This window comes from uncultured Tenacibaculum sp., from assembly GCF_947498805.1.
Taxonomy (GTDB): domain Bacteria; phylum Bacteroidota; class Bacteroidia; order Flavobacteriales; family Flavobacteriaceae; genus Polaribacter.
Genome location: NZ_CANMLT010000001.1, coordinates 615,422 through 640,105, shown reverse-complemented (window position 1 = coordinate 640,105; position 24,684 = coordinate 615,422). Strand labels below are relative to the sequence as shown.

Genomic DNA, 24,684 nt, shown 5'->3' with positions numbered 1-24,684 from the left:
CTTTTGGTTTTAATAAACTTTACATGGGGGCTTGTAAAATCAAAATCTAAAAAAGATGAAAAAAATCTTAATCATTTTTATTATTGCATTAAGTAATAGTATCTTCTCTCAAAACTCTGTTCCTGATTGGATTTCTAATGCACTTCCTGTAACTGAAAAACACATCAAGAAAGCGAAGAAAAAAAGACATAAGTATTTAAAAAAGTATAAAGACTCAAAAGAGGGAACTCTTGAAGAAAAAATCTATTACAGAATTAAATACATAGATTACTTAAAAGAAATTCTCAATTTAGAAAATAAGATAAACACTATAAAGGACGGAGAGAAGCCCTTTGCTTATAAAATCTTTGTATCTGGTAAAGGAGATTCATATCTGCGTAATTTAAAAAACAAAGATCACGTTATTGATATAAAAAGAGATACATTACTAAATTTAGTTGATTTACTTTCCAATAAACGAATTAATAAAAAGACTTTTTACTTACCAAAAGAAGCTAAAGAAAGAAATGAAGCTTATGATATAATAGTCGATTATGACGGAGAAAATTATCTTTTACAATGGTCATACGATTATTCAAGCATAGAAGAATTTCCAAACTTTTCCAAATGGAGGTATAAATACCTTCTTTACGCTGAAAGGTATAATAATGAAATCAGAGAACAAGAAAAGTTTAAAATCACAAGAGAAAAACAAAATTTGGATAGTTCAAAATTAATAAATAAAGAGAAGAAAAAAGTTAAAGCAGAAAAAGTTTTGTGTTTTAATAAAGTTGATGATTTTACTGGAGAAAAAATCACAACCACAAACCAGAAGAAATTAATTGTGGTCGAAAATAAAGCTGTAAAGGCAAGAGCAAACCAATTATGGAATGAAGGCATTTACGTTGATTATGAAATGTTTGTTTTTGCCATAAAAGGGGTTAAAAAAGGTAAAAAATTAATGTTTGATGTTTATTCAAAACATAAAACAACAAAGCCACTGACCTACTACGGCATAATGAAAAAGGGAAAGTCAATAAGTTTTAAACTAAAAAATGGGCAAATAATAAATCTAAAATTATTGAATACTACCTATCCTGAAATTAATTTTCGACATAAATATTCATACTATGAAAATACTTTAGCACTTAATTCGGATGATGTTTTAAAATTAAAAAAATCGCCAATATCAAAAATCCGAATCAATTACTCTAAAGGCTACAGGGATTATAATGTAAATATCAATGATAATTCAATAATAAAAATACTTAACTGTCTTGACTAATTAAAAATTAAGGATATTTATTTACCAAATTTTCTAAAACTAGCTATAAATTGGTATATTAAATATCCTATTACTAGTTTATTGATGAAGTCAATAACAATTGCCCAATCACTAAGTTTAGATTTTTCTACTAAAAAGTTGGATTTATGGGTCAAGTCTAAAAATGAAAAATAATTTGCAACTAATGACCAATTAATTGACTTACCAAAAAGTAAACCAAGAGAGTTTAAATAAAAAAGATATAGAATTATTGAAAAAACCAAAATCCAGCAAAAAGCTCTAAGAGGTTCAATACCATGAAGATTAGAATGTCTGTTTAACCACAAAATTAATTTATCACCAAAACCAACACTTTTATTTTTTTTCAGCGCATTAAAAGCAATACTTTTCATCTTTTGTGCCTCATAAGTGTTTCCAGTATTTAGTAAAGCCAATCTTAACTGTAGAAAAACTTCATACTGATCTTTATAATATGATTCTCCCTTAATATCAGGATAATGTACATTTTCCAAAGATTTAAAAGTTTCAAAATTAGTTCCTACTTTTGGGAAAGTAGTAGATGTAAACCTAATTTCTGAAAGCGATGATTTAAAGAAGGATACAGTTTCATATTTATTTAGTTTCACATTATTAAACCAACTGTTATCCAAAATAGACTCATGAACTTCGAACTTTCCTTTTTTACTAATTGGTTCTATTTGATAAAGCTTAAACTCATTAGTAGGTGAAAAATTTCGCATGAAAACATTTTCTATTTTAGTATTCTCAATTTTCAATACACCATTTGTCTTACCATTTAAAGTTAAATTTTGTAATCTAGAGGACAAAATTAAAGTTTCTTTATGTTCAAACTCAAAATCATAATTCAATGTAAAACCTATATCTATGGAATCTAATTGTTGTTTAGTTGGATTATATCTTAATCTCCAATCTTTGACAGTTTCGGTCTCTTTTAACTCAAAACCACTCTTTTCTTCTTTCTTTTTCTCTCTATAAATATTTGTAAACAATTTTATATTTTCGACTTTTTGAAAACTATAAGAGGTTTTTAATTCAAATACATTTTTATTATTGATTTTACAATATTCAAGTATTGGTTTCCATATTTTTGGAACTATATTTTCTCTTCTATAAGATACATTAACACTTTTACAATTGTAAAAAAAATAAGATCCAAAGCAGTTCATAATATCAACTTTAATTGGAACATTATTTCTACTCGAAAAACGTTCATTAAAACAGCTAAAAAATGAAATGCTTACTTTTTCTGTTTTAATCAAATCAGTACTAAATGAATCAATTACACATCCTGTAAAAGAAATATCAAAATCTATATCAAAATCATCATCCACCGATACAGATATTTCTTTATTAAAAATACATTTTTTAAACTGTAAAGAAGATTTGTAATTATCTACTTTGAGCTTTTGATTTTTAAAAGATTCTTTTTTAATTAATATCCTAACTGAGTTATCAAATATTTCACCTTCAATTTTGCTTACAGATGAAGCATCAATAATTTTAACTTGTTCTAATACTTTTGTCATTTAGCAATGTTCTAACGGTACGAAAAATACAATAATATTCTTAATCTATTTGAATCTAAAAACCAATTACAATAAAATATTTTGATTTTATTCTTCTTGATGAATGCAGTTTTATCTAAATCTACTTACTATTAACTGATAAGGTTTATTGCTCCTTATTTGTACCTTATTTGTACCTCAAGTAAAATAACACACTATAAACACTTGAAAGTTATTTTTTGTATTGGGAAGTAGATTTTCTTTTCTTTTCTTTTCTTTTCTTTGGAAGTACTTTGTTTTCTTTCGAGCAAAAAATATAACAATGGAAAATTTTATTTAATTAAATTTGTTTTTATACCAGATTCTAAATTTATTTAATAGAATAAAAAAATAATTTTTAATTCTACAAATGGTTCTTCCCAATGATATAATAAAACTCGGTAATCATAATTTAGTTGAAATACAAGACACTAAATTTCTCGAGTATTTTAGTGAAATAAATGTAAATAAAAGATGCGTTGAATCTACTCAGTATGTATTATCCTTTGTTATAAAAGGTACTAAAATTATAGCTAATGATAAAGGAAAGGTTACAGCTATTGAAAACGAATGTGTTCTTATAAGCAAAGGAAATTCTATAATGAGTGAAAGAATCCCTAATGAGAATGAACCATATCAAAATTTGTTATTCTTTCTTTCCGACGATTTTATTCAAAGTTTTTATTCTAAATATAAAAATTTAATTGATGTCAAAATTGATTTAAACAACTTTGCAGGAATAGCAAAAACTCAAATTGACCCAGTAATAACTAATTTATTAGATTCAGCACTTTTAATTATAAATAACAAAGAGTTACATTCAAGAAATATTCTTAATATTAAATTAGAAGAGTTATTACTTTATCTCATTAAGTCAAATCATTCAAATGATTTTAAGGCACTCCTTCACCAAACAATACAAGAAAAGAAAGTAGATTTTCGTTCAATTATTTTAAGAAATATTAATCACACCTATCAACTTGAAGATTATGCTCATTTAACATCTAAAAGCTTATCTTCTTTTAAAAGAAAATTTAAAGATACTTTTGGAGAAACTGCAGGTAAATATTTTAGAAAACAAAAATTACTTACTGCTAAATCGTTATTAAAAACAACACAACAAACAATAGCTCACATTTCTGAAGATGTTGGATATGATACGAGCTCTCATTTTATAAGAGCTTTTAAAAAAGAATATAATATAACTCCTTCTCAATATAGAGAAATTGACCCTTAATGGTTAGTATATGACCTTTTTGGGTTATAAGTTCTTTTGGTTCTACTCGTAATTTTGTTCTAATAAAACATTAAAATTATGAGAGTATTATTTTCACTTATCTTCTTTGTTGCTACTTTATCTGGTTATGCACAAAAAAACAATTTAATAGGTTACAAAACATATGGTAATGGTAACGAAAAAGTAATTGTCCTTCATGATTGGAATGGAGATCATTCTAATTGGGAACAATTGTCTGCTTATCTAAACCCAAAAAAATTTACTTATGCATTTATGGATGCCAGAGGACAAGGGCTTTCCCTTGGTTTGAAAGGAGAATATAATGTAACCGAAATTTCTAAAGATTTATTACATCTAGCTGATAAACTTAATTGGAAATCATTTAGTATTATAGGTCATTCATTTTCTACATTATCTGCTCAAATCGCAAATAAGCTAGATACTAAAAATAGAATCAAAAGTATAATTCTTATTAGCGGTGGTCCAGCCTCTGGATTAAAATTCAGCAAAGATGAAATCGGTTTTTTCAACGCTGTCGCTGCTGACAGAAAAGTTGCTGAACAAGCTATAGGCGCATTAACAAGCAATCGATATACTAAATTATGGAATCAGAAAAAGGCTCAGGAGTTTTTAGAAGCAGCTGATACAGACGTTTCTAGAGCTTATTTAAAATCATTTGCCAATGTAGACTATTCTGAAGGGTTAATAGGTAATAAAACACCAACCTTAGTAGTAACGGCTGAATTTGATTATCCGTCATTACGTATAGGTAATATTAAAAAACAATATGAAGCTATGAAATATAAAAATATTGAGTATATAAACATTAGTAATTCTGGACATTATTCAATGCAAGAAACTCCGGTATATTTAGCTACAATAATTGAAAACTTCATATTAGGCTTGAAGAAATAAGTTTCTCCTATTAGAAATAAAAAGACAGATAATATTTTAAAAATTGTATTTCTGTCTTTTTTCATTTTAAAACCAAATTAATTCACAAAATTTAAATAAATGAAAAATCTAAAATTCATAATTAAAATAGCCATTTTCACATTACTTATTTTCATGAATACTGGTTTAACTTTCTCTCAAGAAAAATCAAATAGAACCGTGAAAATTGCTAAAAATGTGTACTCTTTTACTTCTAATAATGGTTATTACTCTATGTTTATTATAACAGAAGATGGTGTTATAGTAATTGAATCGGTAAGCACAAAACATTCAAAAGAAATGGTAAGAGAGATAAAAAAGATTACTAACAAACCTATTAAATATTTACTTCATAGTCATAATCATTGGGATCATTCAAGCGGAGGTCAAGTATTTTTGGATATTGGAGCAACAACATTAGCACATATAGAAGCTTATAAATGGATGAAAGCTAATCCTGGTAGAGATATGGCTATTCCAAAAGAATATTGGAATGGAAACAAAAAAGAAATTACACTTGGAAATAGTACGATTGAATTACATTATTTAGGAATGAATCATGGATTAGGAATGACTGTTTTTATATTGCCAAAACACAAACTGGCGTATATAGCTGATTTGGTTACTCCTAATAGAGTTTTACCGATGATTGTACCTGACTTTAACATTAAAGAATGGGAAAAATCATTAAAAGAGTTACTTAAAATGGACTTTAATAAAGCTATCTATTCACATAATGAAAAAACAAATGGTTTAGCTATTTATGGTGGTGATAAAAAAGACATTAAACTTTTATCAAGGTTTATTAAAGATATTAGGGCTGGGATCTACAATGAATTAAAAAAAGGAACTCCCCCATTTGAAATACCTAATATTCTAAAATTACCAAAATACAAACATTGGAATAAGTACGATGAATGGTTAGCCTTAAATGTTTGGAGAATATTATTAGATGAATGGATGGGACCTTTTCCTTGGAAAGCAAACAACTAAATAGAATCCAAATAAAAAATATTTTTATATAATTAAAAAACAATGATTTTTTTCAATTTCATTGTTTTTCCTAAAATGGAATAAATATAAGTTTGTCAAAAAAACAAATCAAAAGCAACCAAAATCTTCCACCTTCACTCCACCTCGAACAGCTGAATACACTGATTTTACTAGTATTATTACTTTCTGTATCGGGAAGTAAATGCTTTTTGCTAAATTTTGTAATTCTAGAATTTCTTTAGTTTCGAACTAATTATTAGAGTTTAGAAAAACAATTCTAATAAATACTAATTTGTAATAATTAAGATTTCATCTAACATCTTTAATTAGTTAATTTTATATGTTAATGTTTTAAGAATCGATAAGGGAATGTCTCCATTTTTAACGATTTCTTTATGAAACTTTTTAAAGTTAAAATTTTTATCTTTTTTGGCTTTTTCAAGAAATTCTAAAAATAAACTAGCTCCATATTTATATGTAATTACTTGAGCTGGCCAACGTTTCATTCTCTTAATTTCTCGCATTCCAATATCATCTTGATCAATGATGTTTTGTTTCCAAAATTCTAAAGCTTTCTGATCGGACCATCCATAATAATTAATTCCTACATCTAAAGACACTCTAACCGAACGAATTAAATCCCACTCCCATTTACCATATTCATCATATATAGTTTCGTATACTCCTAATTCATTACCCAAATATTCTACATATGCCCCCCAACCTTCAGCAAAACCCGGATACCAAAACAAATTTTGAATTTCTGTTCTTTTAACAATGTTATTAACCATAAACTGATAATGATGACCAGGAATTGCTTCATGAATATATAACCAACCTAATTTTCTTTTATTAAATGATTTATCAAAAAAATTGAAATAAAATGTATTATTGCTATAGTATGCTGGAACTTGCGATAGCGAAGCATTGGTGCCTCTTTCAATTCTTACGTCTGAAATATCATTTATATATGGAAACATTTTATGCGCCTTTACAGCTACCTTCTTTTTAATAGTAACAAAAGCTGCTTTTACATCATTTGGATTTTTAAAAAAGAACTCATTATTACTTAAGTATTTCTTGAAATCTGATTTTGATAAACCCGATGCTTCTTGTAGCCTTTTCATATGTAACTTGACGTTTTCTATTTCAGCTAAACCAAACTTATATAACTCTTCTGGAGACACTTCTTTATCTACCCAACGTTTTAGTAAATATGCATACCATTGCTTTCCATTTTGTACTGTGAAAATACTTCTCGAGTCATCCAGTTTTGTGTTATAATTCCATTGTTTTTCAAGTTCAATTCTTTCTAAGTTTAATTCAGTTTCATAGCTAAGTATATTATAGTCGACTTTTTGATTATCGGCTAGCTTAGACTCATCTATTTTTTTTAATTTCTCTTTTAGCTTAGTGAAAAATAGTTTTTGAATTGCAATGTTATCTTTACTCTTTATACTATTTAATGTATTCACATAGTTAATTTGCAAGTTTGGAATTCTTAATAAACGATATTGTTTTAGAAAATCGTTTTTAACCTTATTAAATTGTTGACTTTGTGAAAAACCACTTCCTGCATGAGCGTTATCAAGCTTTGAGTTTTTTAATTCGGCTTTACAGACTAAAACATAGTTAATTTGAGCAAAAACATTTGTAAATGTTACGAGCGTACAAACAAAAAATATTTTCCTTAGAGATTTCATAATATTAATATAGACAATTATTCAACTTTTAGATTTAAGTTATTCCATCTTACAGTTTCAATTTTTATCCTTCCTGAAGAGTTTTTACTGTATTTAAGAAAAATATTTTCAATATCTGTAGAAAGTACGCCTTCTGAATGATAATACAATTCAGTACAGATTTCAAAAAAACTTCTTATTCGTCTAGACATTTTTAAATACAATTTTCCTTCCATCTCTATAATACGTAGTTTTCTGTCTTCAACTTTATATTTACCTTCAAGTTGCTTTCTTAATTCTTTTGGAACAGATTTCTTTTTAACTTCTGTTGTATAAGCTTCTGTTAGCTTAATCCAAGGGTCAATGTTTGTTTTTTTATCAGTAAAAGAATAATTAACTTTTAAATGTGGTAGTAATGTTTTACTAGAATCTTGTTTCCAGCTAGTCGTCCACAATGTATGAGTAATCGAAACTTTTAAACCAGAGTTTGGTAAAGTAATGTATTTGATGTCTCCAACAGTATTTACACCCTCTGCTGTTGGTTCTCCAACAAGAATTGCTTTGGTATTTAGATTTAAAATTGATGCCAATTCTAATAAAGTTCCTCTTGTTGCTTTACTTGTTAACACAAATAAATGCCCTTCTTTATTAATGGTTTTAGAATCTCTTAATACATCCGTTAATCGTTTTAATTTAAAGCCATTTCCGCCACCTCCATATCTAACATCAATAATAATTTTATCTGTTTTATTGGAAGTTATACTTTCTTCAATTTTATCAACAAAATTAGAAAACGAATATCCTTCTTTATTATTTACAACTGCTTGTAGCTGTATAAATAAGGTTTTAGTATTTGGAATAAAATCTAACCAATAATTCTTTCCTTTATGATTTTTATTTGTGTAACTAAAAAACTCATCGTTTGGTAATTTTCTATTTAATTTTGCATATTCATTAATTGATTCACTTTTTATAAGTATAGTTTTTCCTAATGCAAACTCTATTTTTACTTCATTATCATTAATTCCTAAACCTACTGCCTTTAACATAGAAGGCATAAATCCATACACTTGAAAGAGGTATTTTTTATAATGTAGATTATCTGCATTTAGGAAATTTTTTAGCTTTTCAAACACTTTTTCAATAGGAGTATTATTGATTTTAATTACCTGTTTACCTATAATTTCTTTATAATTATTCGAAGCATCTAAAACATACAAACCATTTGAAAACCAATAGGTTTTAATTGGTAAAACTTGTAATTCAAGCCCTTTTTGAAATAATGGTACATTACAACCTTCATCATTTAGAGTATTCATTAATTTTTGAATACCAAACGTTGCTTCATAACCATTAAAATCTACATCCAATAGATTGTTATAAAACGAGTTAAAGTTCTTTTTAACAGCTTCATATTGATACATAGGTGCAATTTTCTCAACTCTTTGTTTTAAATATTTAATATCTTCTTTCCATAACTCTTTTTCAATTTGTAGGTTTATCTCTTGTGAGTTTCCAGAGCAAGAAAATATTAAGTAACAGATAAATAGTAATAATTTTTTCATAAATCTATTTTTCGAGTTTAGATTTCATCCAGTTTACAGTTTCTTTTCCTAAATCTGTACTGTAATTATTTATGGCGTGATTTAAATAGTTACCACTACCTAGAGTTTCAACATTATGCTGCATTGAATTGAAGTTTACAAAGCCATGGTCTGCTTTATTAATCAAAATAAAATCCCCTTTACCTCCATTCTTATTTACTATTTCTGCTATCATTTGGGCTCCTCTTGGACTTATAGCCTGAATATCGAACTCCCCATGCATTGCTAAAACTTGAGTCTTTACTTTTGACCATGCCCCAGGAATATCTATATCAGAGAGGTTTTGCCAAAAATCGAAATGACGACCTATATATTGGTTTTGTTTAAAATTGATTGCATTTGCACTGAAAAAATCTGCATAAGATTTGTTAGCCAATATTTCTTCACCTGATAGTTTATTGATTAAAAAATCCTTGTTAAATTTTAAATTAATTTTGTTGTCTTCCTTGATCTGTTCTTCAGATACACCAAAATGCTTAGGTTGAATAGTATACAAATCTACCATATAATCATACCAATTTTGAGCAACACTTCCATAGGTTAAAATACCACGTGGTGCTTTAAGTTCATTTAAAAGTGGCGCGATAACACCTCCCATAGAATGCCCAAACATAAAAATGTTATCAGTATCAATAGATTTTTGTTTTAGCAAATCTTTATAACCTTCTTGAAACGCCTTTAATTCTTCATTAAAACTTATTTGCAAACAATGTTTTTTACTTTTACTGTCTCCAACTCCAGGTTTTTCAATACGGTAAATAGCAAACCCAGCTTCTAACCAATCGTTCATTAATTTTTTCATAGGGTACTGGTCTGAAATTGTCTCTACAGATCCACATGTGTAACCTTGTAAAAAATATACAACTGGTGGATTTTTTATATTTTTTGGAGCAACCAGAATACTTCTTAGTACATTATCTTTATATATGACTTCACTATATTTGACATTTGCTTTTTTAAAGGCTTCAATTGGTCTACCTAATAAAGATGTTGTCTTTTTCCTTCTTTTATTTTCTGAATAATAATCAGCTTCGATTTTATCGCCCTCATAAAGCGGTCTAATAATTGCCAATACATCTTGAACAGTTGCTACTGGTACTCCATTTAACTTAGAAATTACATCACCTTCCTTGATTCCTAAATTAAAGAAAGTTGAGTTAGGCATTACTGTATTAATTAGCACTCCAGAGGTAATTTTTAAATTTTCTTGTTTAACTATACTATCATTTAGTGTTTGCATAGTGATACCCAAAAGACCTTTTCTTTTTAAGGTTTGTGCTTCTAAAATATTTTGTACCAATAACATTATAATTATTAGACTTATGTACCTTGTTTTCATCTTTTACTTTGGTTTATTAAATATTAAAAAATGCTAAAATGAGGAGGAACTTAAACTATCAAATGAAGAAACCATCAACCTTCTATCTTAATCGCTCCTGATTTAGTTTTGAACAACTATATTAATTTCCAGGTAGCTTGTATGTTCCCGTTTCAATCTCTTTTATAATTTCTTTCAATCTAGATTGAAATTGTTCTGGCGCCGTTTTTAGTACTTTCCTGACATCTTTTAACGCTGCTTTCTTATTATTCAGAAAATATTGGCTTATACCTCTATTCAATTCTAAAAACCATGTATCAGGGTTTGATTCAAGTAAGTTATTGCAATACTCTAATGCATCCTGATATAAACCATTTTGAAGTAAAAACCTGCTAAAACCATTTGCCTCATATACAGTCGCCTTTATTTCCTTTGCTTCTGCAATGGCAGTTTTAGCTTCTTCAGTTTTATTTAATTTTCTTAACAATCTTATCTTAGTTGACATATTCGTTAAATTCTTATCAGCCGCAAAACCGCCATATCCACCATTAATGGAACGGTTTGCCCATTGTAAAGCTTCTGCTAAATTGGTATTGTGATTTAAACACCATAAAGCAGCATCATTCCATGCTTGCCAATGGTAAGTATTAATACCACGTAGTTCATTCCTAAAACTTTCTACAACAGTTGTATTTAAATCAACTTCTACTTTAAAGGGAATTCGCTTTTCACCCCATTCTAACCCAATAACCAATGAGTTTTCAGTTCTGTTTAAGAATTCATAGTCTAGCTGTTCCGACTTTGCACAAGGCTCAGGATTTACAGTTACTTTTAAGCTTACATCCTTCTCTTTATCTAAGTAATAACTTCCCCATTGATTGTGATTATGAGCAAATAATAAAGTATATGTATCATTATCAGGAATAATATGAATCCCATAAACACCTGCTTTTAACGGCTGTCCTTCAACTAGCACATCGGTTGTAAATTCTATAGTTGTCCCCATATTGGCTCCTGCTCTCCAAGCTATAGGGTTTCCGCTCTGTGGAATAATATTAGGGTTGTTCCAAACATCCCTATTACGTAATGCAGGACTTCCATAATCTAATGTGATCTCGGTTACCCCTAATTTTTGTGTTTCTTGAACCCTTGGACTCCCTTGCGGCATATTTAAGGTATGAAATTGTGCCATTAAATTCTGCGTTAAAAATGCTGCAAACAGGAAAGCTATGAACTTATTCATTCTTTTGTGTTTTAATTTTATTTATAATTAATTTTAAAATTGAGAAGAACTATTCAATGCGCTCTATGCTAGATAGAATCAAATAGTAAATCTTGTGCAAACCTAATTTTTAAAGCAATTTGAGTCGTCCTAATGCCTGTAAAAACAGAAATTAGTACTTACTTTTAAGAGTGATTTAACAAAAATTATCTACATCAGCAGAAAGGAAAGAAATCAGTAGTGAAGTTATCCGTACATAGCAGAAATATAATTCTTTCTGTAATTAGATGGTGTTTGACCAACAGTCTTTTTAAAAACAGCATTAAAAGCAGATTTACTATTAAATCCAGATTCATATAAAATGGTTAGGATTGTCATTTCTTCGTCTCCATTTTTTAAAAGAGATTTTGCTTCTTCTATTCTATAGAAATTAATAAAGTCGTAAAAATTACCTTTATAGAACGTGTTTATTAAAATTGAAACGTTTCGGGCAGATTCTCCTAAAGCATCTGATAAATCACTGATCTTTAAATCTGTTTTTTTATATAACTTTTCCTTTACTAACAAATCACAAAGCTTGTTATAGATTTCTTTGTTTATTTTAGGGTTAACTGTTTCCTTTCGTAGTTTTACCGTTAAATTGTTGTAAAAAAATTCTGGATGGTTTAATAATTGAAATAAGGTAATATTGGATAGCCCCAACAACAGTAATACTCCTATAAATGTAAAAGTATAAGATATTTTTGGTAAGCTTTCCGTTAACGAACCGGTAAGAAACATCAACCAAATCATAATAAAGAAAACCAAAGTTTGCTTTAGCCATTTGGAAATTTTTACAAACCTTAGGTTATCGCTCTGATGCTTGTACACCACCCAAAAAGAAATAAATGTATAGGCAATCACTTGCACAAAATAAAGTTTGTCAAAAGAATTTCTAATCCATAAAATGTTTGCAGTTACTTCACTATCCCGTTTCAAAAGAAACAGCAGAACCAATACTATATTCAATACCAAAAATATTGCAAAAGGTATAAAATGGATGATCTGTTTTTTTATTGAGATACTTCCTTTAATAATGCTTACAGCAAAAAGATATAAAATGGGGGCATAAAAAAACAGAAATGAATTAAGGAAGATACCTGCTAGAAAAACAGCTTTACTTTCGGGAAAAATTACTCTGGCAATTATTAGATTACTTAGCAAGGTTATTCCTTTTCCTAACAAAAAGAATGAAAACACATATACTGAAATGTCTAACTTTTTTCTAAAATACCATATGATAATTGAAAAAAGTAAAAAATTAAATACCGTTATTCCTTCTAAAAACTCTATGCTTCTCTATTTTTTTGTGGTAAATATCGGGAATTCAAAACTTAAAATAAAGTTAATTGTTCTTAATGAAATATTCATTAGTCTAATATTAAAAACATAAAAGCGAGATTAAATTAAATTAATCTCACTTTTCAATCTATACTTTCTTTTGATTACCTCTTTACCAAAATCTAAAGCTTCATTGTATCCAACTACATAAGATTATAAATAGATTTTATTCCCCTTTTAGATTCCAAACATTATCTGTTTTATTTTTTTCAATTAACTTATACATCGGGTCAATTGTTATCACACTAGGTTTTTTATCTAAAAAGATTTCAAGTTTAGTCTTTTCCTGGCTAATTTTATACTGCTTAAGATAGTTTGTCTTTCCCTCTTCATCTTTTATTTCAACATCTATCCAATCATTCAAAGACACAAGTTCCTTATTTCCTAATTCATTGATGTGCGATTTTTGCATCTCAATCAATAATTCTACTTTATAAGAACTATCAGAAAGCTCTTCTAAGCTTGCTTCATAAATTCTATTATCATAAGTAATTGTAGTTTCGAATAAATCAGTAATAAGCTGTTGAAATTCATCAGGAGTAACAGTTCTAAAATATCCTATCAAATCTTTACTTGTTGGGTATCTTTCAGGTTTTATTGGATTGTTAAAAGATTTCCAATCATTTATAAAATTTCTCAATGCTAAATTAACTTTGCCTTCACCTATATAATCCTGTAAAGCATACATTGCTATAGCTCCTTTATCATAGTAAAGATAATCTTGATTTTCTACCAATACTAAAGGTACTTCTATATTATTATCTTGTAACTTCCCTATAAAATAGTTTTCAGAACATAATTTTAAAAACTGTCTGGTCTTTCCTTTTCCATATCTCTTTTCAAAAACCATAATCGCAGAATACTGTGCTAAAGTCTCCAAAATCATTGATTGTCCTTTCACATTTGCTGCCTCTATTTGCAATCCCCACCACTGATGTGTCATTTCATGTGCTGTTATATAAAAAGCCATATCTATATCTTTTTCATCATCAATATCTAAGATAAACCCTAGGGCTTCTGAAAAAGGTATTGTGTTAGGAAACGATTGTGCAAATTTTCGATAACGTGGAAATTCCATAATACGCATTTGTTTGTATTGATAGGCTCCAAAATGCATGGTGAAATAAGATAAAGAATGTTTCATTCCTTCCATCATTCTAGCCAAATTATATTCATGTCCTTTATGGTAGTAAATCTCTAAATCTACATTATTTTCTTCTTCTTTAGCTTTCCAAATATCCTGTAACACCTCATATTCTGCTGATACTACTCCATAAAAATTAATAATCGGTTCTTCTGTTCTGTAGTGAAAATAATTACGATTATTCTTTTCCCATCTTCTAATTAGGTTTCCAGGCACAATGGCACTTTGATTTGCAGAAGTGCTCAAGGTAATATCTAAACGAACACCTTTAGAGTCGCTTCCTGTTCTAGCATTTACCAATTCATTTGGGTTATCAATGTTCTTTTTATAAACACGATTTGCTAAATTGAACTTGTTACGATCATCTATATCACGTAATTCGTATTTATTGTTATATCCAAATGTTGGTAATACTTTGTTATTGAAAAAAGTACCATTATGAAGTACTTCTGTAGTAGAACCTCCCTCTTCAAAGCCTTTGGGAGAAAATAGTTGTTTGAAATACATTTTAATACTCTCTCCAGGCTCTAATGGTTTACTTAGTTGATAAATAGTATAATCATACTCGACATAAGCATTGTTCTTTATTGTTTCTACATCGAAAATCACCTCTTCCAATTTCACTTGTGAATCTATTCGTTTTTGTACATGAACTTCTTTAATAGATTCTGAGTGTAAATTGGTTATCACATAATAACCACTTGCTTCATAAGAACGTTTTTCAGGGTATAAATCAATCTTTAAATAAACATCGGTAATTTTAGGTTGTTGTAAATATTCATATTTCTTCAATGTGCTTTCATAACCAGCTCGAAACTCTAATTCATGGTCGTTTGTCCAATACTCATTTAGAATATTTGTATTATAAAAAATATAGCTTCCAACCAGTATCACACCTAAAGCAATGGCTAGCGTGAATTTCCTTAACGTATTACTAAATTGTTGCCCTCGAATTTTCCATCTTTTTAACAAACTAGTTTCTGTTCCTCTTACACTAATTATCGAAGAAAAAACTAATAAGAGTACCCCTAATAATGTCCAGTATAACTTTACCCATAAATAAGGTTTTAGAAAATGACCATACCCATTCATATCTGAGTAAGCTCCTATCGGATTTCCTCCAAATTTATATAGACTATGTGTATAGCCAAAGAACTCTAAAACCAAACTGATTGCAAAAAAGAATATCATTGCTATTATTCCAACATATTTATTGTTTATAATCGCTTGCAAAAAGAAGGAGATAAAAGTATACAATGCCAAAAAAGGGAATAACTCAAGAAAAAAGCCATAAAAATAAACCTCCAATTCAAAATTATAATATCCATTCCATATTTGAAATAGTACTCCTGTTCCTATTAATACAAACATTAAGAGAGCATAAACTAATAATAGACTTAAGTATTTTGATACTAAATTAACAAAGTTAGAAATTGGAAGAGCATCATAAATTAAGTTTAAATGAACGCTTCGTTCTTTCCAAAACAATTCAGCAGAATAAAAAAGAAGGATAATTAGGAAAAAATAAAGCGCCATTTCTCGTAATTCTTCTACTATTAAATAGGTAGTTGGATAGCTATCTACTCCGTAGCTTGTACCTAAACTAACTGAATTCACCAAAATGATAATCATTCCACAAATTGCAATTGCTTTGAAAGAGGTTTCCTTAATAATTGCTTTAAAATAGAATAATGTATGTTGAGCTAATTGTATAGTCCAAGCTAACATTCCATATTCTTTAGTTACTTTTGGAATTTTAATATCTTCATATGTTTTATTCTGTTCTGTTTCATAGTTTGATTGTTTCCTTTTTTGTTTTCTCGTTTTCGTTTGAATAATGGAAAAACTAAACTTATGATATCCTAAACCTAATATTATCGCGCCAATCACCATCCAAAGTAATTTGTTATACAAAAGAAAACCACTAACCGAAACCAATTGAGTGTTCTTTTGAATTGCTGACCAAAACTTTGTATCCTCATTTAATGTGTTCAGTGAAAAGGGATCTAAAAGCGCTTGAATTGAGCTATTTTCAATACTGTTTATCAACACAAACAAAACAAAAAACCCCAATCCTTGTGTATATACTACAATTAGTTTTTTGCTCAGGGCACCTGTAACAAAAAAGAGAGCGCTTCCCAAGAAAACAATAGGTAGTCCTACAAAAATAAAAGCATGTAAATATGCCATAAAATTAAATGGTAGCATTTCTTCAGGTTTATGCCAAGGCAAAAACTCTCCTACACACATTCCTAACAAAACTCCACTGAAAACAATTAAAAGAATAACGAATGCTCCTAAAAAACGACCTAGTAAATAGTCTCTTTTTGTTATTGGGTTAGTGTATAATAAGGAGGCTATATCATATTCAAAATCACGTAACACAGCTACTCCCATTATCATTGAACTTATAAACATGGATATACCACAAAGCACTCCCATAGTTTTAGCAATAAGTATAGGTGCATTCTTTTTAACCTGCCCAAGGTCAATACCGCTAAAGACAAAATCTATTCCTATAGTAGAAAATAGCAATAAAAAAATAAAGAATATATAAGTATCTGGACGTTTTAATCGATATTCTAATTCAAATTTAAATACTTCGTACCACATCTTTTTAACTTGTTTAATTTTTAAAATATTTGTGAGAAATACACGTCTTCTAATTGGGTTTCAATAGGAAGAAAATCGCTTCCAGGATTTGTTTCACTTAACACATGTATAATAGGTTTTCCTAAAAACAATTTTTCACTCAATACCCTATATGCTTTTCTATATAGTGGTAATTCTTTTTTATGAATTGTTTTTTGATATACTTTCCCCTTTATATTTTCAATAAGTTTTAAAGGGTTTCCTTCGAGAAGAACATTTCCTTTATTTATAATAGCCATTTTAGTACATAATTCCTTTACATCATCTACAATATGAGTTGAAAGAATAACAGCTGTATTTTCTCCTAATTCACTTAACAAATTGTAAAACCTATTTCTCTCCATTGGATCTAAGCCAGCAGTAGGCTCATCTACAATCAATAATTTGGGGGCATTGAGTAAGGCTTGAGCTATACCAAAACGCTGTTTCATCCCTCCAGAAAAACCTCCTAATTTCTGTTTTCTTACATCATACAAATTCACTTTATGCAATAATGCATCTACTAAATCATTACGCTCACCTTTATTAGAAATTCCCTTCAATATTGCTAAGTGATTTAACAATACATCAGCAGATACTTTTGGATATAATCCAAATTGTTGTGGTAGATATCCTAGTACTTTTCTAAGATCATTTTTTTGTTCTAATACATTTATTTCTCCTAAAGTAATGCTTCCTGTATCTGCTTCTTGTAATGTAGCAATGGTTCGCATTAATGATGATTTTCCTGCTCCATTAGGCCCCAGTAAACCATACATACCTATTGGTACTTCAAGTGAAACATTTTGTAAAGCTTTTACGCCATTTGCATAGGTTTTTGACAGGTTAGAAATGATAAGACTGCTCATAATTATTTTAATTTTTCATCAAACATATATGACATTATTTACCTCTTCTAACAATTGGGATAGACATGGCAAATTATAATGCAGAATGCTAAAAAAACGAGGCAAAACTATTCATCACAGATTTATAGTAGTTAATCCCTAAAACACCTGTTTCTATCAACTTATTTGTTCTATATTCTTTTTTGAATTATAATTGAAGATGATTTCTAAAATAATTAATAAACTACCAAAAATTCCTAAACGAGGTTACTCAATATTCTTAATCTTGTTTGGAGTTATTATTGTTGCTTTTAATGATGAATTTGGAGGGGAGCAGCCTTATATGACTATTGCGTTATGCTACTTTTTAAGTTTGATAGTGTTGTTTCTATACTGGGTTTTCAAACAGATTAAAATGATTATTTCATTGAAAACTGAAAATAAAAAAGCAGAACTATTACATTTAAAAAATCAGGTAAACCCACACTTTTTTTTCAATACGCTAAATAATTTATATGGCTTAGTAGATGAGGATACTGAAAAGACTAAAACACTTATTCTTAAATTATCTGATATGATGAGTTATAGTATTTACAGAGGTGACGATGATTATGTAACTATAGAAGAAGAAATAATTTTCTTAGAACATTATATTGAGCTTCATAAAATACGTTATTATAAAAATATAGATATTACATTTGATGTAGAAATTATAGATGAAGGAATTAAGGTTACACCTCTTTTGTTTATTAATTTATTGGAAAATGCATTTAAACACGGTGTAGAAAATTTAAGAAATGATGCCTATATAAAAGCAAAACTTAAAGTGAGCTCAGCTGTTATTTACTTTGAGATTGAAAACAACTTTGATCCTGAAGAAATTAATAGCCAATCTGGAATTGGGTTAAAAAATTTACAACGTAGATTGGAGTTGATATACCCTAAAAAACATCAACTTAATTTTACAGAATTAAAAAACATCTATAAAGCAACACTAACTATATATCTAACATGATTAAATACTTAATTATAGATGATGAACAAATGTCCCATAAAATTATTAAGGGCTATTGTGATATGCTGCCTTATATGCAACTTTCAAAACAGTGTTATGATGCTATTGAAGCACTAGAATATTTGAGTCAACATACCGTAGATTTGGTTTTTTTAGATTTAAACATGCCCAAATTAAAAGGTTTTGATTTTTTAAAGACCTTAACATCCCCGCCCAAAGTTATTGTTACTACGGCTTATAGAGAATATGCATTAGAAGGTTATGAGTTAAACGTAATTGATTATTTATTAAAACCTTTTAGCTTTGAGCGTTTTTTAAAAGCGGTAAACAAAGCAGTAAAACCCAATGAAAAACCACAATCTTCTATTGAAACATCTAAAAGTGAACTAAAGCAAACTTTGTTTTTACGTTCTAATAAAAAACATGTTCAAATAGCTATTGATACTATTCTATTTCTTGAGTCTGATGGTAACTATACCAAAGTTTTTACCTCAAGTAACATCATAACTGTTCGAGAAAAAGTTTCTGAATTACTGGAATCAATCGCTCATGATGATTTTGTTCAAGTACATCGCTCCTTTGCTGTCTCCAAAAAATATATTGAAAGCATTGAAGGAAATAGAATTTTCATAGAAAAACATGTTATCCCAATAGGCAGTAGTTATAAGAATCAAATAGACGAATTATTAAAATAAGGATAAAAAAAGTCAGCTAAAATTAGCTGACTTTTTTATTAAAACCCTTCTCCTGGATCTTCTGGACTTTGCGCTTGCGCTTTCTGCGGATTCAATATCATATAAGTTCCTAAGGCTGTTAAGGCAGTATATTTACCATACTTTCCTAACTTTTCTAATGCCTCTTTTCTGGTGATTTTATTTTCTTGACTTGTTGTTTTTTGTGATTTCATCGATCCTTATTTTTTTAGAACTACCTTCTTATTCGCTATTCCAATAGTGCTTTTTACATTTACTACATAAATTCCTGTTTCTACTTTTGGCAAAACAATCGAATTCTTTCCTGTTCCTATAAATTTTCCTTGATATACTTGTTTTCCTAATGTATTGTACAATTGTAATTCAAAACTTTCTCCTTGAATACCTTCTACAAACAATCTTTGATTTACTGTATAAATCTTGATACTTTCCGAAAGTACTTCTGGAATCTCTACTTGTACTTTTGTATGTAAATAAAATCTTCCTATGCCGTTTTCTGGCTTTGATAAGGTTAAATCATAAGACTCTTTGGTTACATCAATATACTTTTCTAATAACCTATCTTCTAAGTACACCTCAGCATCTTCAGGTAAAGCATTACCTTCTGAGCTAATACTAATTGTTGTTCCCTCAACAGCCTTAACTCCTACTGGAATAATCATAGTTTCATTCGCTTCTTTAGGTAAAGATTGATAGGTAAAGTTCTTTTCTGATGAACCATCTAAAAGTCTTGTGTAAATATCTAAACTAGCTCCTTCAAAGTTTCCAATATCATACCCAACATCCAATCCATTCGTGGCATTATTCCTATAACTGATACTTGTATTTACTTTTACTCCTTTTGATGCGATGGATAACTTAATTGTTGGAATACTTGCTTCCTTACTAAAGGTTCCTCCTGTAGCGGGTTGTACCATTCGTTGTGCTTGTTTAAAAGTCATGTTACTTGCACTACCTCCTGTTTTAACAAAGAATCCTTGTCCAGGTGCTAAAGAACTTTCTCCACTTGCCAGCGTTTTAGCAACATATTTGTTTTGAGCATTATCCCAAACATATACTCCTACATAGGTTGGATCAAAACTCGCAAGATTATCATTGATAAAATTCGTTCCTGAGTTTTCATTGATTGGTAAAAACGCGGTATATGGGTTTCCAACCGCATTCCATTGAGAAGCGATTACTGTTTCGTTCACATCAGCTGTTACTACAGTTCCTGTAAAACTTATTGAACCATTGGTGGCTCTAGAGATAGCGTAACTTTTTCCTTCTTCAAAGGTAATGCTATTCGATGCTAAATCATCTACGGTGTAATATACCCATTTACTTCCTGCAGCTCTACTATCATCGTAATATCCTACAGCATATCTATTAGGAGTTACCGTTGTATTTACTCGAATATTATTCGCTGCATTTTCAACAAAATCTTTTACACTTTGGCCTGATACTGGCGCAGCAACAATACTCCATTGATTTGCCAATAAACCTCCTCGTTCGTAAGTTATTTGTCCGTTTGACGATCCTTTTACAACCAAACTTGCACTATTGGAAGTTGTTGACGTCATCGTAAAACTTCCATCATTCACAAAATTACCATCTACCGTTACTCCTCCATTCTCATTAATATCAAAAGAAGAAAGAGATTGTATTGTTAAGTCTTTAACCTGAACGGTACTTCCAACTACAGGTGTAGTTGCTACGTTTGGTATAACCACATCATCCGTTGTTATAGGTAAAGCTCCTCCTCCCCAATTTCCAGTAACTGTCCAATTAGTATCTACAGCTCCTGACCAATTAACATCACTTGCTACTACTGCTCCTGCTGAATTAAAAGTATCTCCAGTTAATTGAACTCCTGGATGATTGGTACAGTCTGGAAACCCCAAAGATGTTGGTCCACAAGCAGTAAAAAACTGATCTAAATACACTGCCCCAGTTTCAAATGCAATATTGGGTGTTTCATTTATATCCGTATACTTAATTTTTATACTGAATAAATGCTTAGAAGAAGAAGTTACGTTATTGGCGGTAATTGTTCCACTACTTACTCCTTGCTGAAAAGAAGTGGACACTCTAGAAGTTGTATTATCGTTTACAATAAAGTCTTTGTACGCCGGAAAACCATAAACTTCTCCTAAAATACTTCCCGCCGGTTGTAAATATTCGAAGTTTCCACTTGTATGAATATTATTTCCAAAAGCTGCTGTATTGTAAGTAAAATAAATTTGTCCCGAACCTAATTTAAAGTCAACATCCGAAGCAATATAAATATCTGCTTCATAAAAATCATCGGTTCCATCATTCGTATTTCGAGCATTCTCAAAGGTAAATGTTATGTTCTGCCCGAAACACAATGGTGTTATTAAAATTAATACTAGTAGTTGTATTTTTTTTATCATGTTAAAACTATTTATGGATAAACTTCAGCTCCTTGTATCCCTTAAAATTATGATTACTCTTATACCAAGAAGCCTCTGTTTATCTTTGAGGTTATTGAATTTTTTGAATATTTATAATGCGCATTGTCATTCCATTAAATGACTTCTCTATTTTTACTCGAGATAACCAAAACACCGAACTTTTATAAAAAATTGGGAAATAGGTAAACCTCTTAACTTCATTTCGTACCCTAAAGGTTTTTCTTCGCTTAAATATTTTCATTTGTTGAAAGTTTATTACATTATTTAAAATTGATTCCCTTTGCCTATATTAATATTAATAAGGTCATTGATATCTGTATTTTGTACTTGACCATTCATATCGGTGTCTGAATTTTGATATCCAGAATTCCCTAAGAATTGAATTACAGTATTTACATCTGAGTTCTGAATTTGTCCGTTACGATCTATATCTCCTGAAGGAATTGCATACTTGTTATTTTCTAATTGTATAAATGCATTGCTTCCTCCTTTTGTTAAAGATGTATCGTTGGTAAAATCAAGTGATCGTGAAGATTTTGATAAATAAACTACTGAATTTGTTTGAATTGTAAGGTGATTTCTATGAGAAATGGTTACATAATAATTTCCTTCTGGAACAACAATTTTTAAATTTGTGCTATTGATTATTGGATCAATTACCTCTCCATTTCTTTGAAGCAAAAATGAGCTAGAACTTACTATTTTGTTGACATCATTTGCATCTAGTAATTTAACTTCTAACCAATCTACAACTGCACTCTCTCCTGTAGTCAAAAAAGTACCCGCATCACAAGTTATAGCGCTATTATATGGACTCATTGTAGGAATGTTATTCCCTTGTCTCAAATCGTCTCTCATCCAATCTTCTTCTCCCGAATTTGGATTAATTCCTGCTCCTTCTAAAAATACTTTTATACTTAATTGAACTGTACATGCGTTTACGATATCATCGAAATTACTATAGTTTCCTCCATCGGCATATAAAGAAACAAAGCTGGGTTTTGTTCCGTTTAAGGCATAATTTGCAATTCCACAAACATCACTGGTATTTGGAATGTACAAGGACCAATAACTAACATTTACCTCTTCTAAGGAGTTTAGATTAATGGTCTGTAGGTTTTCCTCAGCTAAATAAATATCTACTGAAGCAATGTTTGATGCATTTATCGATTTTAAATTTTGCAATCCATCTACTTCTAATAGTCCATTTCCTGAAATATTGATTCTATCAATGTTTGTTAACGATTCAAAGCCATCTAACGAAGTTAACGAGGTGTTGTCTAGGATTAGTAAATATCCAATACTTGTAATATTAGGAAATCCAACCATACTGGTAACCCCTGTATTACGAATTGTTAGATTATCTAGACTTGTAAGACTTTGAATCCCATCTAACGAATTAAATGTTGAACAGTTTTGAATACTTAATGAAGCCATAGTAGTGAATGAACTCAAGCCATTTAAAGTATTAATAGCATCACAATTCTTTAACTCAATCGTGTCAGTTGAGTTGGCTTTTAATCCTGTAAAACCAGTTAGACTATCACAATTATCTATTGTTATACTTTCAATCGTATTCGAATTTGATAGACCATTGAAGTTTTCGAAAGCGGCAGCATCTGTAATTAAAATATCAGTTAATGTACCTACATTGTTAAGTCCTGTTAGATCAATAATATTATTACATGTATCAATTGTTAAGTCATTTAAAGAAGTTATGCTCTCTGCTCCTGTTAAACTAGTTATTGCAAGATATTTTAGAGAAAACAAGGAAGTAATGCTTGTAAGATTAGTGATACCCGATAATGATGCTAGTGCACTACAACTTTCAATTTCAAAAGTTGTTATTGTTTGAAGGCTACTTAAACCATTAAGGTTTGTAATGGTATTTAATCCTCTTAATTTTAATCTAGGTAAATTAATAACATTAGGAAAGTAATTTAAATCTACCAATGCCGTTAAATCCGAAAATAAAACTTCATCAACACTTGTTATGTTATCCAATCCTTCTAGAGAAGTAATTATTGAGTTACTCTGAACAATTAATCTGTTAACGCTTGTTAGCTTATTGAGATCATTAAGGTTTGGCAAGTTAGGCTCTGTAATGCTAAGGTTTTTTACCGTTGTTAAATTGTGTAATCCTTGTAAATCTGTCAATTTGTTATAACCAAAAGAAATATCGAAATCAACATCCGTTAGATAACTAAAAACACTAATATCTGTTAAAGCGTAATTTGAAGTTACCTTAATTGAAGCAACAGTTGAAACGTTTCCAATACCATCAATCGTAGTTATGGCATCATTTCCTGAAATTGTTAAGCCATTTCCGATCGTTGTTAGATTGCTCAATGCTGTTAAACTCGTTAAACTATCATTGTTGTTAATTGATAAAGAACTACCAATCGTTTCAATTCCTTGAAGTCCGTTTAAATTGGTAAGACTAGTACTGGAAATTGATAATAATCCACTAATGTTTGTGATTTTATTATTTAATCCTGAGATATCCATTACTGAAGCACTAGAGATTACTAAGTTTCCAGTAATGGTAGTACAGTCAGGATAGTTGTTAATAAAATCGTTCACTGCAGTTTGAGAGGTAAGATAAACAGATCCTGAAGGACATTGGGCCATGAGGGAGTGCCCAATGTTCAGAAAAATCACAGAAACAAACATGTAAAGTTTCCATGAAAGTAGCTTTGTAGTAGTCGTATAAACCAT

General features: G+C 29.4%; 17 protein-coding genes. 6 read left to right on the top strand and 11 right to left on the bottom strand.

Annotated elements, in window-relative coordinates:
• The first annotated feature begins 55 nt into the window (after window positions 1-55).
• Window positions 56-1,264, top strand: coding sequence for a hypothetical protein (locus Q0873_RS03045; RefSeq protein ID WP_299104308.1), 1,209 nt, complete (start codon window positions 56-58; stop codon window positions 1,262-1,264).
• Window positions 1,265-1,281: 17 nt separating this feature from the next.
• Here Q0873_RS03045 and Q0873_RS03040 read toward each other — a convergent pair whose 3' ends face one another.
• Entirely contained in the window at window positions 1,282-2,811 is a 1,530-nt protein-coding gene (locus tag Q0873_RS03040) for a hypothetical protein (RefSeq protein ID WP_299104307.1), read from the bottom strand.
• A 619-nt stretch (window positions 2,812-3,430) separates the two neighbouring features.
• On the opposite strand from Q0873_RS03040, the gene Q0873_RS03035 reads away from it, so the two are divergent.
• The 3 genes from Q0873_RS03035 (at window position 3,431) to Q0873_RS03025 (ending at window position 5,992) form a co-directional block, all read left to right on the top strand.
• Window positions 3,431-4,066: an AraC family transcriptional regulator gene (locus tag Q0873_RS03035; protein WP_299104306.1), complete on the top strand. Its 636-nt coding sequence runs from the start codon at window positions 3,431-3,433 to the stop codon at window positions 4,064-4,066.
• Between the two features lie 78 nt (window positions 4,067-4,144).
• Entirely contained in the window at window positions 4,145-4,981 is an 837-nt protein-coding gene (locus Q0873_RS03030) for an alpha/beta hydrolase (RefSeq protein ID WP_299104305.1), read from the top strand.
• A gap of 99 nt (window positions 4,982-5,080) precedes the next feature.
• Window positions 5,081-5,992 (top strand): MBL fold metallo-hydrolase, encoded by a 912-nt coding sequence (locus tag Q0873_RS03025; RefSeq protein ID WP_299104304.1) that lies wholly within the window; start codon window positions 5,081-5,083, stop codon window positions 5,990-5,992.
• A gap of 326 nt (window positions 5,993-6,318) precedes the next feature.
• Here the strand turns inward: Q0873_RS03025 and Q0873_RS03020 are convergent, their stop codons facing one another.
• From Q0873_RS03020 to Q0873_RS02990, 7 genes are all read right to left on the bottom strand, one after another.
• A complete protein-coding gene (locus tag Q0873_RS03020; protein WP_299104303.1) occupies window positions 6,319-7,695 on the bottom strand; it encodes a DUF885 family protein in 1,377 nt (458 codons plus the stop codon).
• 17 nt (window positions 7,696-7,712) lie between these two features.
• On the bottom strand, window positions 7,713-9,239 hold the full coding sequence (locus Q0873_RS03015; protein ID WP_299104302.1) for a hypothetical protein: 1,527 nt from the start codon (window positions 9,237-9,239) through the stop codon (window positions 7,713-7,715).
• Window positions 9,240-9,243: 4 nt separating this feature from the next.
• The gene (locus tag Q0873_RS03010; protein WP_299104300.1) at window positions 9,244-10,617 is read right to left on the bottom strand and encodes a PDZ domain-containing protein; all 1,374 of its coding nucleotides are present in this window, start codon (window positions 10,615-10,617) and stop codon (window positions 9,244-9,246) included.
• Between the two features lie 121 nt (window positions 10,618-10,738).
• Complete coding sequence (locus tag Q0873_RS03005; RefSeq protein ID WP_299104298.1) at window positions 10,739-11,839, bottom strand: DUF2911 domain-containing protein; 1,101 nt, start codon at window positions 11,837-11,839, stop codon at window positions 10,739-10,741.
• Between the two features lie 225 nt (window positions 11,840-12,064).
• The gene (locus tag Q0873_RS03000) at window positions 12,065-13,042 is read right to left on the bottom strand and encodes an AraC family transcriptional regulator (protein WP_299104297.1); all 978 of its coding nucleotides are present in this window, start codon (window positions 13,040-13,042) and stop codon (window positions 12,065-12,067) included.
• 322 nt (window positions 13,043-13,364) lie between these two features.
• A complete protein-coding gene (locus Q0873_RS02995) occupies window positions 13,365-16,955 on the bottom strand; it encodes a M1 family aminopeptidase (protein WP_299104296.1) in 3,591 nt (1,196 codons plus the stop codon).
• Window positions 16,956-16,975: 20 nt separating this feature from the next.
• On the bottom strand, window positions 16,976-17,842 hold the full coding sequence (locus tag Q0873_RS02990) for an ABC transporter ATP-binding protein (protein ID WP_299104295.1): 867 nt from the start codon (window positions 17,840-17,842) through the stop codon (window positions 16,976-16,978).
• 199 nt (window positions 17,843-18,041) lie between these two features.
• On the opposite strand from Q0873_RS02990, the gene Q0873_RS02985 reads away from it, so the two are divergent.
• Both Q0873_RS02985 and Q0873_RS02980 read left to right on the top strand, forming a co-directional pair.
• Window positions 18,042-18,836, top strand: coding sequence for a histidine kinase (locus tag Q0873_RS02985; protein ID WP_299104294.1), 795 nt, complete (start codon window positions 18,042-18,044; stop codon window positions 18,834-18,836).
• A complete protein-coding gene (locus Q0873_RS02980; RefSeq protein WP_299104293.1) occupies window positions 18,833-19,531 on the top strand; it encodes a response regulator transcription factor in 699 nt (232 codons plus the stop codon). The genes Q0873_RS02985 and Q0873_RS02980 overlap by 4 nt, the downstream gene beginning before the upstream one ends.
• Window positions 19,532-19,569: 38 nt before the next feature.
• On the opposite strand, the gene Q0873_RS02975 is transcribed toward Q0873_RS02980, so the two are convergent.
• The 3 genes from Q0873_RS02975 to Q0873_RS02965 all read right to left on the bottom strand — a co-directional run bounded on the left by Q0873_RS02975 (window position 19,570) and on the right by Q0873_RS02965 (window position 24,684).
• Window positions 19,570-19,743, bottom strand: coding sequence for a hypothetical protein (locus Q0873_RS02975; RefSeq protein WP_299104292.1), 174 nt, complete (start codon window positions 19,741-19,743; stop codon window positions 19,570-19,572).
• A 6-nt stretch (window positions 19,744-19,749) separates the two neighbouring features.
• On the bottom strand, window positions 19,750-21,945 hold the full coding sequence (locus Q0873_RS02970) for a T9SS type A sorting domain-containing protein (protein ID WP_299104291.1): 2,196 nt from the start codon (window positions 21,943-21,945) through the stop codon (window positions 19,750-19,752).
• Window positions 21,946-22,230: 285 nt separating this feature from the next.
• Window positions 22,231-24,684, bottom strand: a complete 2,454-nt coding sequence (locus tag Q0873_RS02965; protein WP_299104290.1) for a hypothetical protein — start codon at window positions 24,682-24,684, stop codon at window positions 22,231-22,233.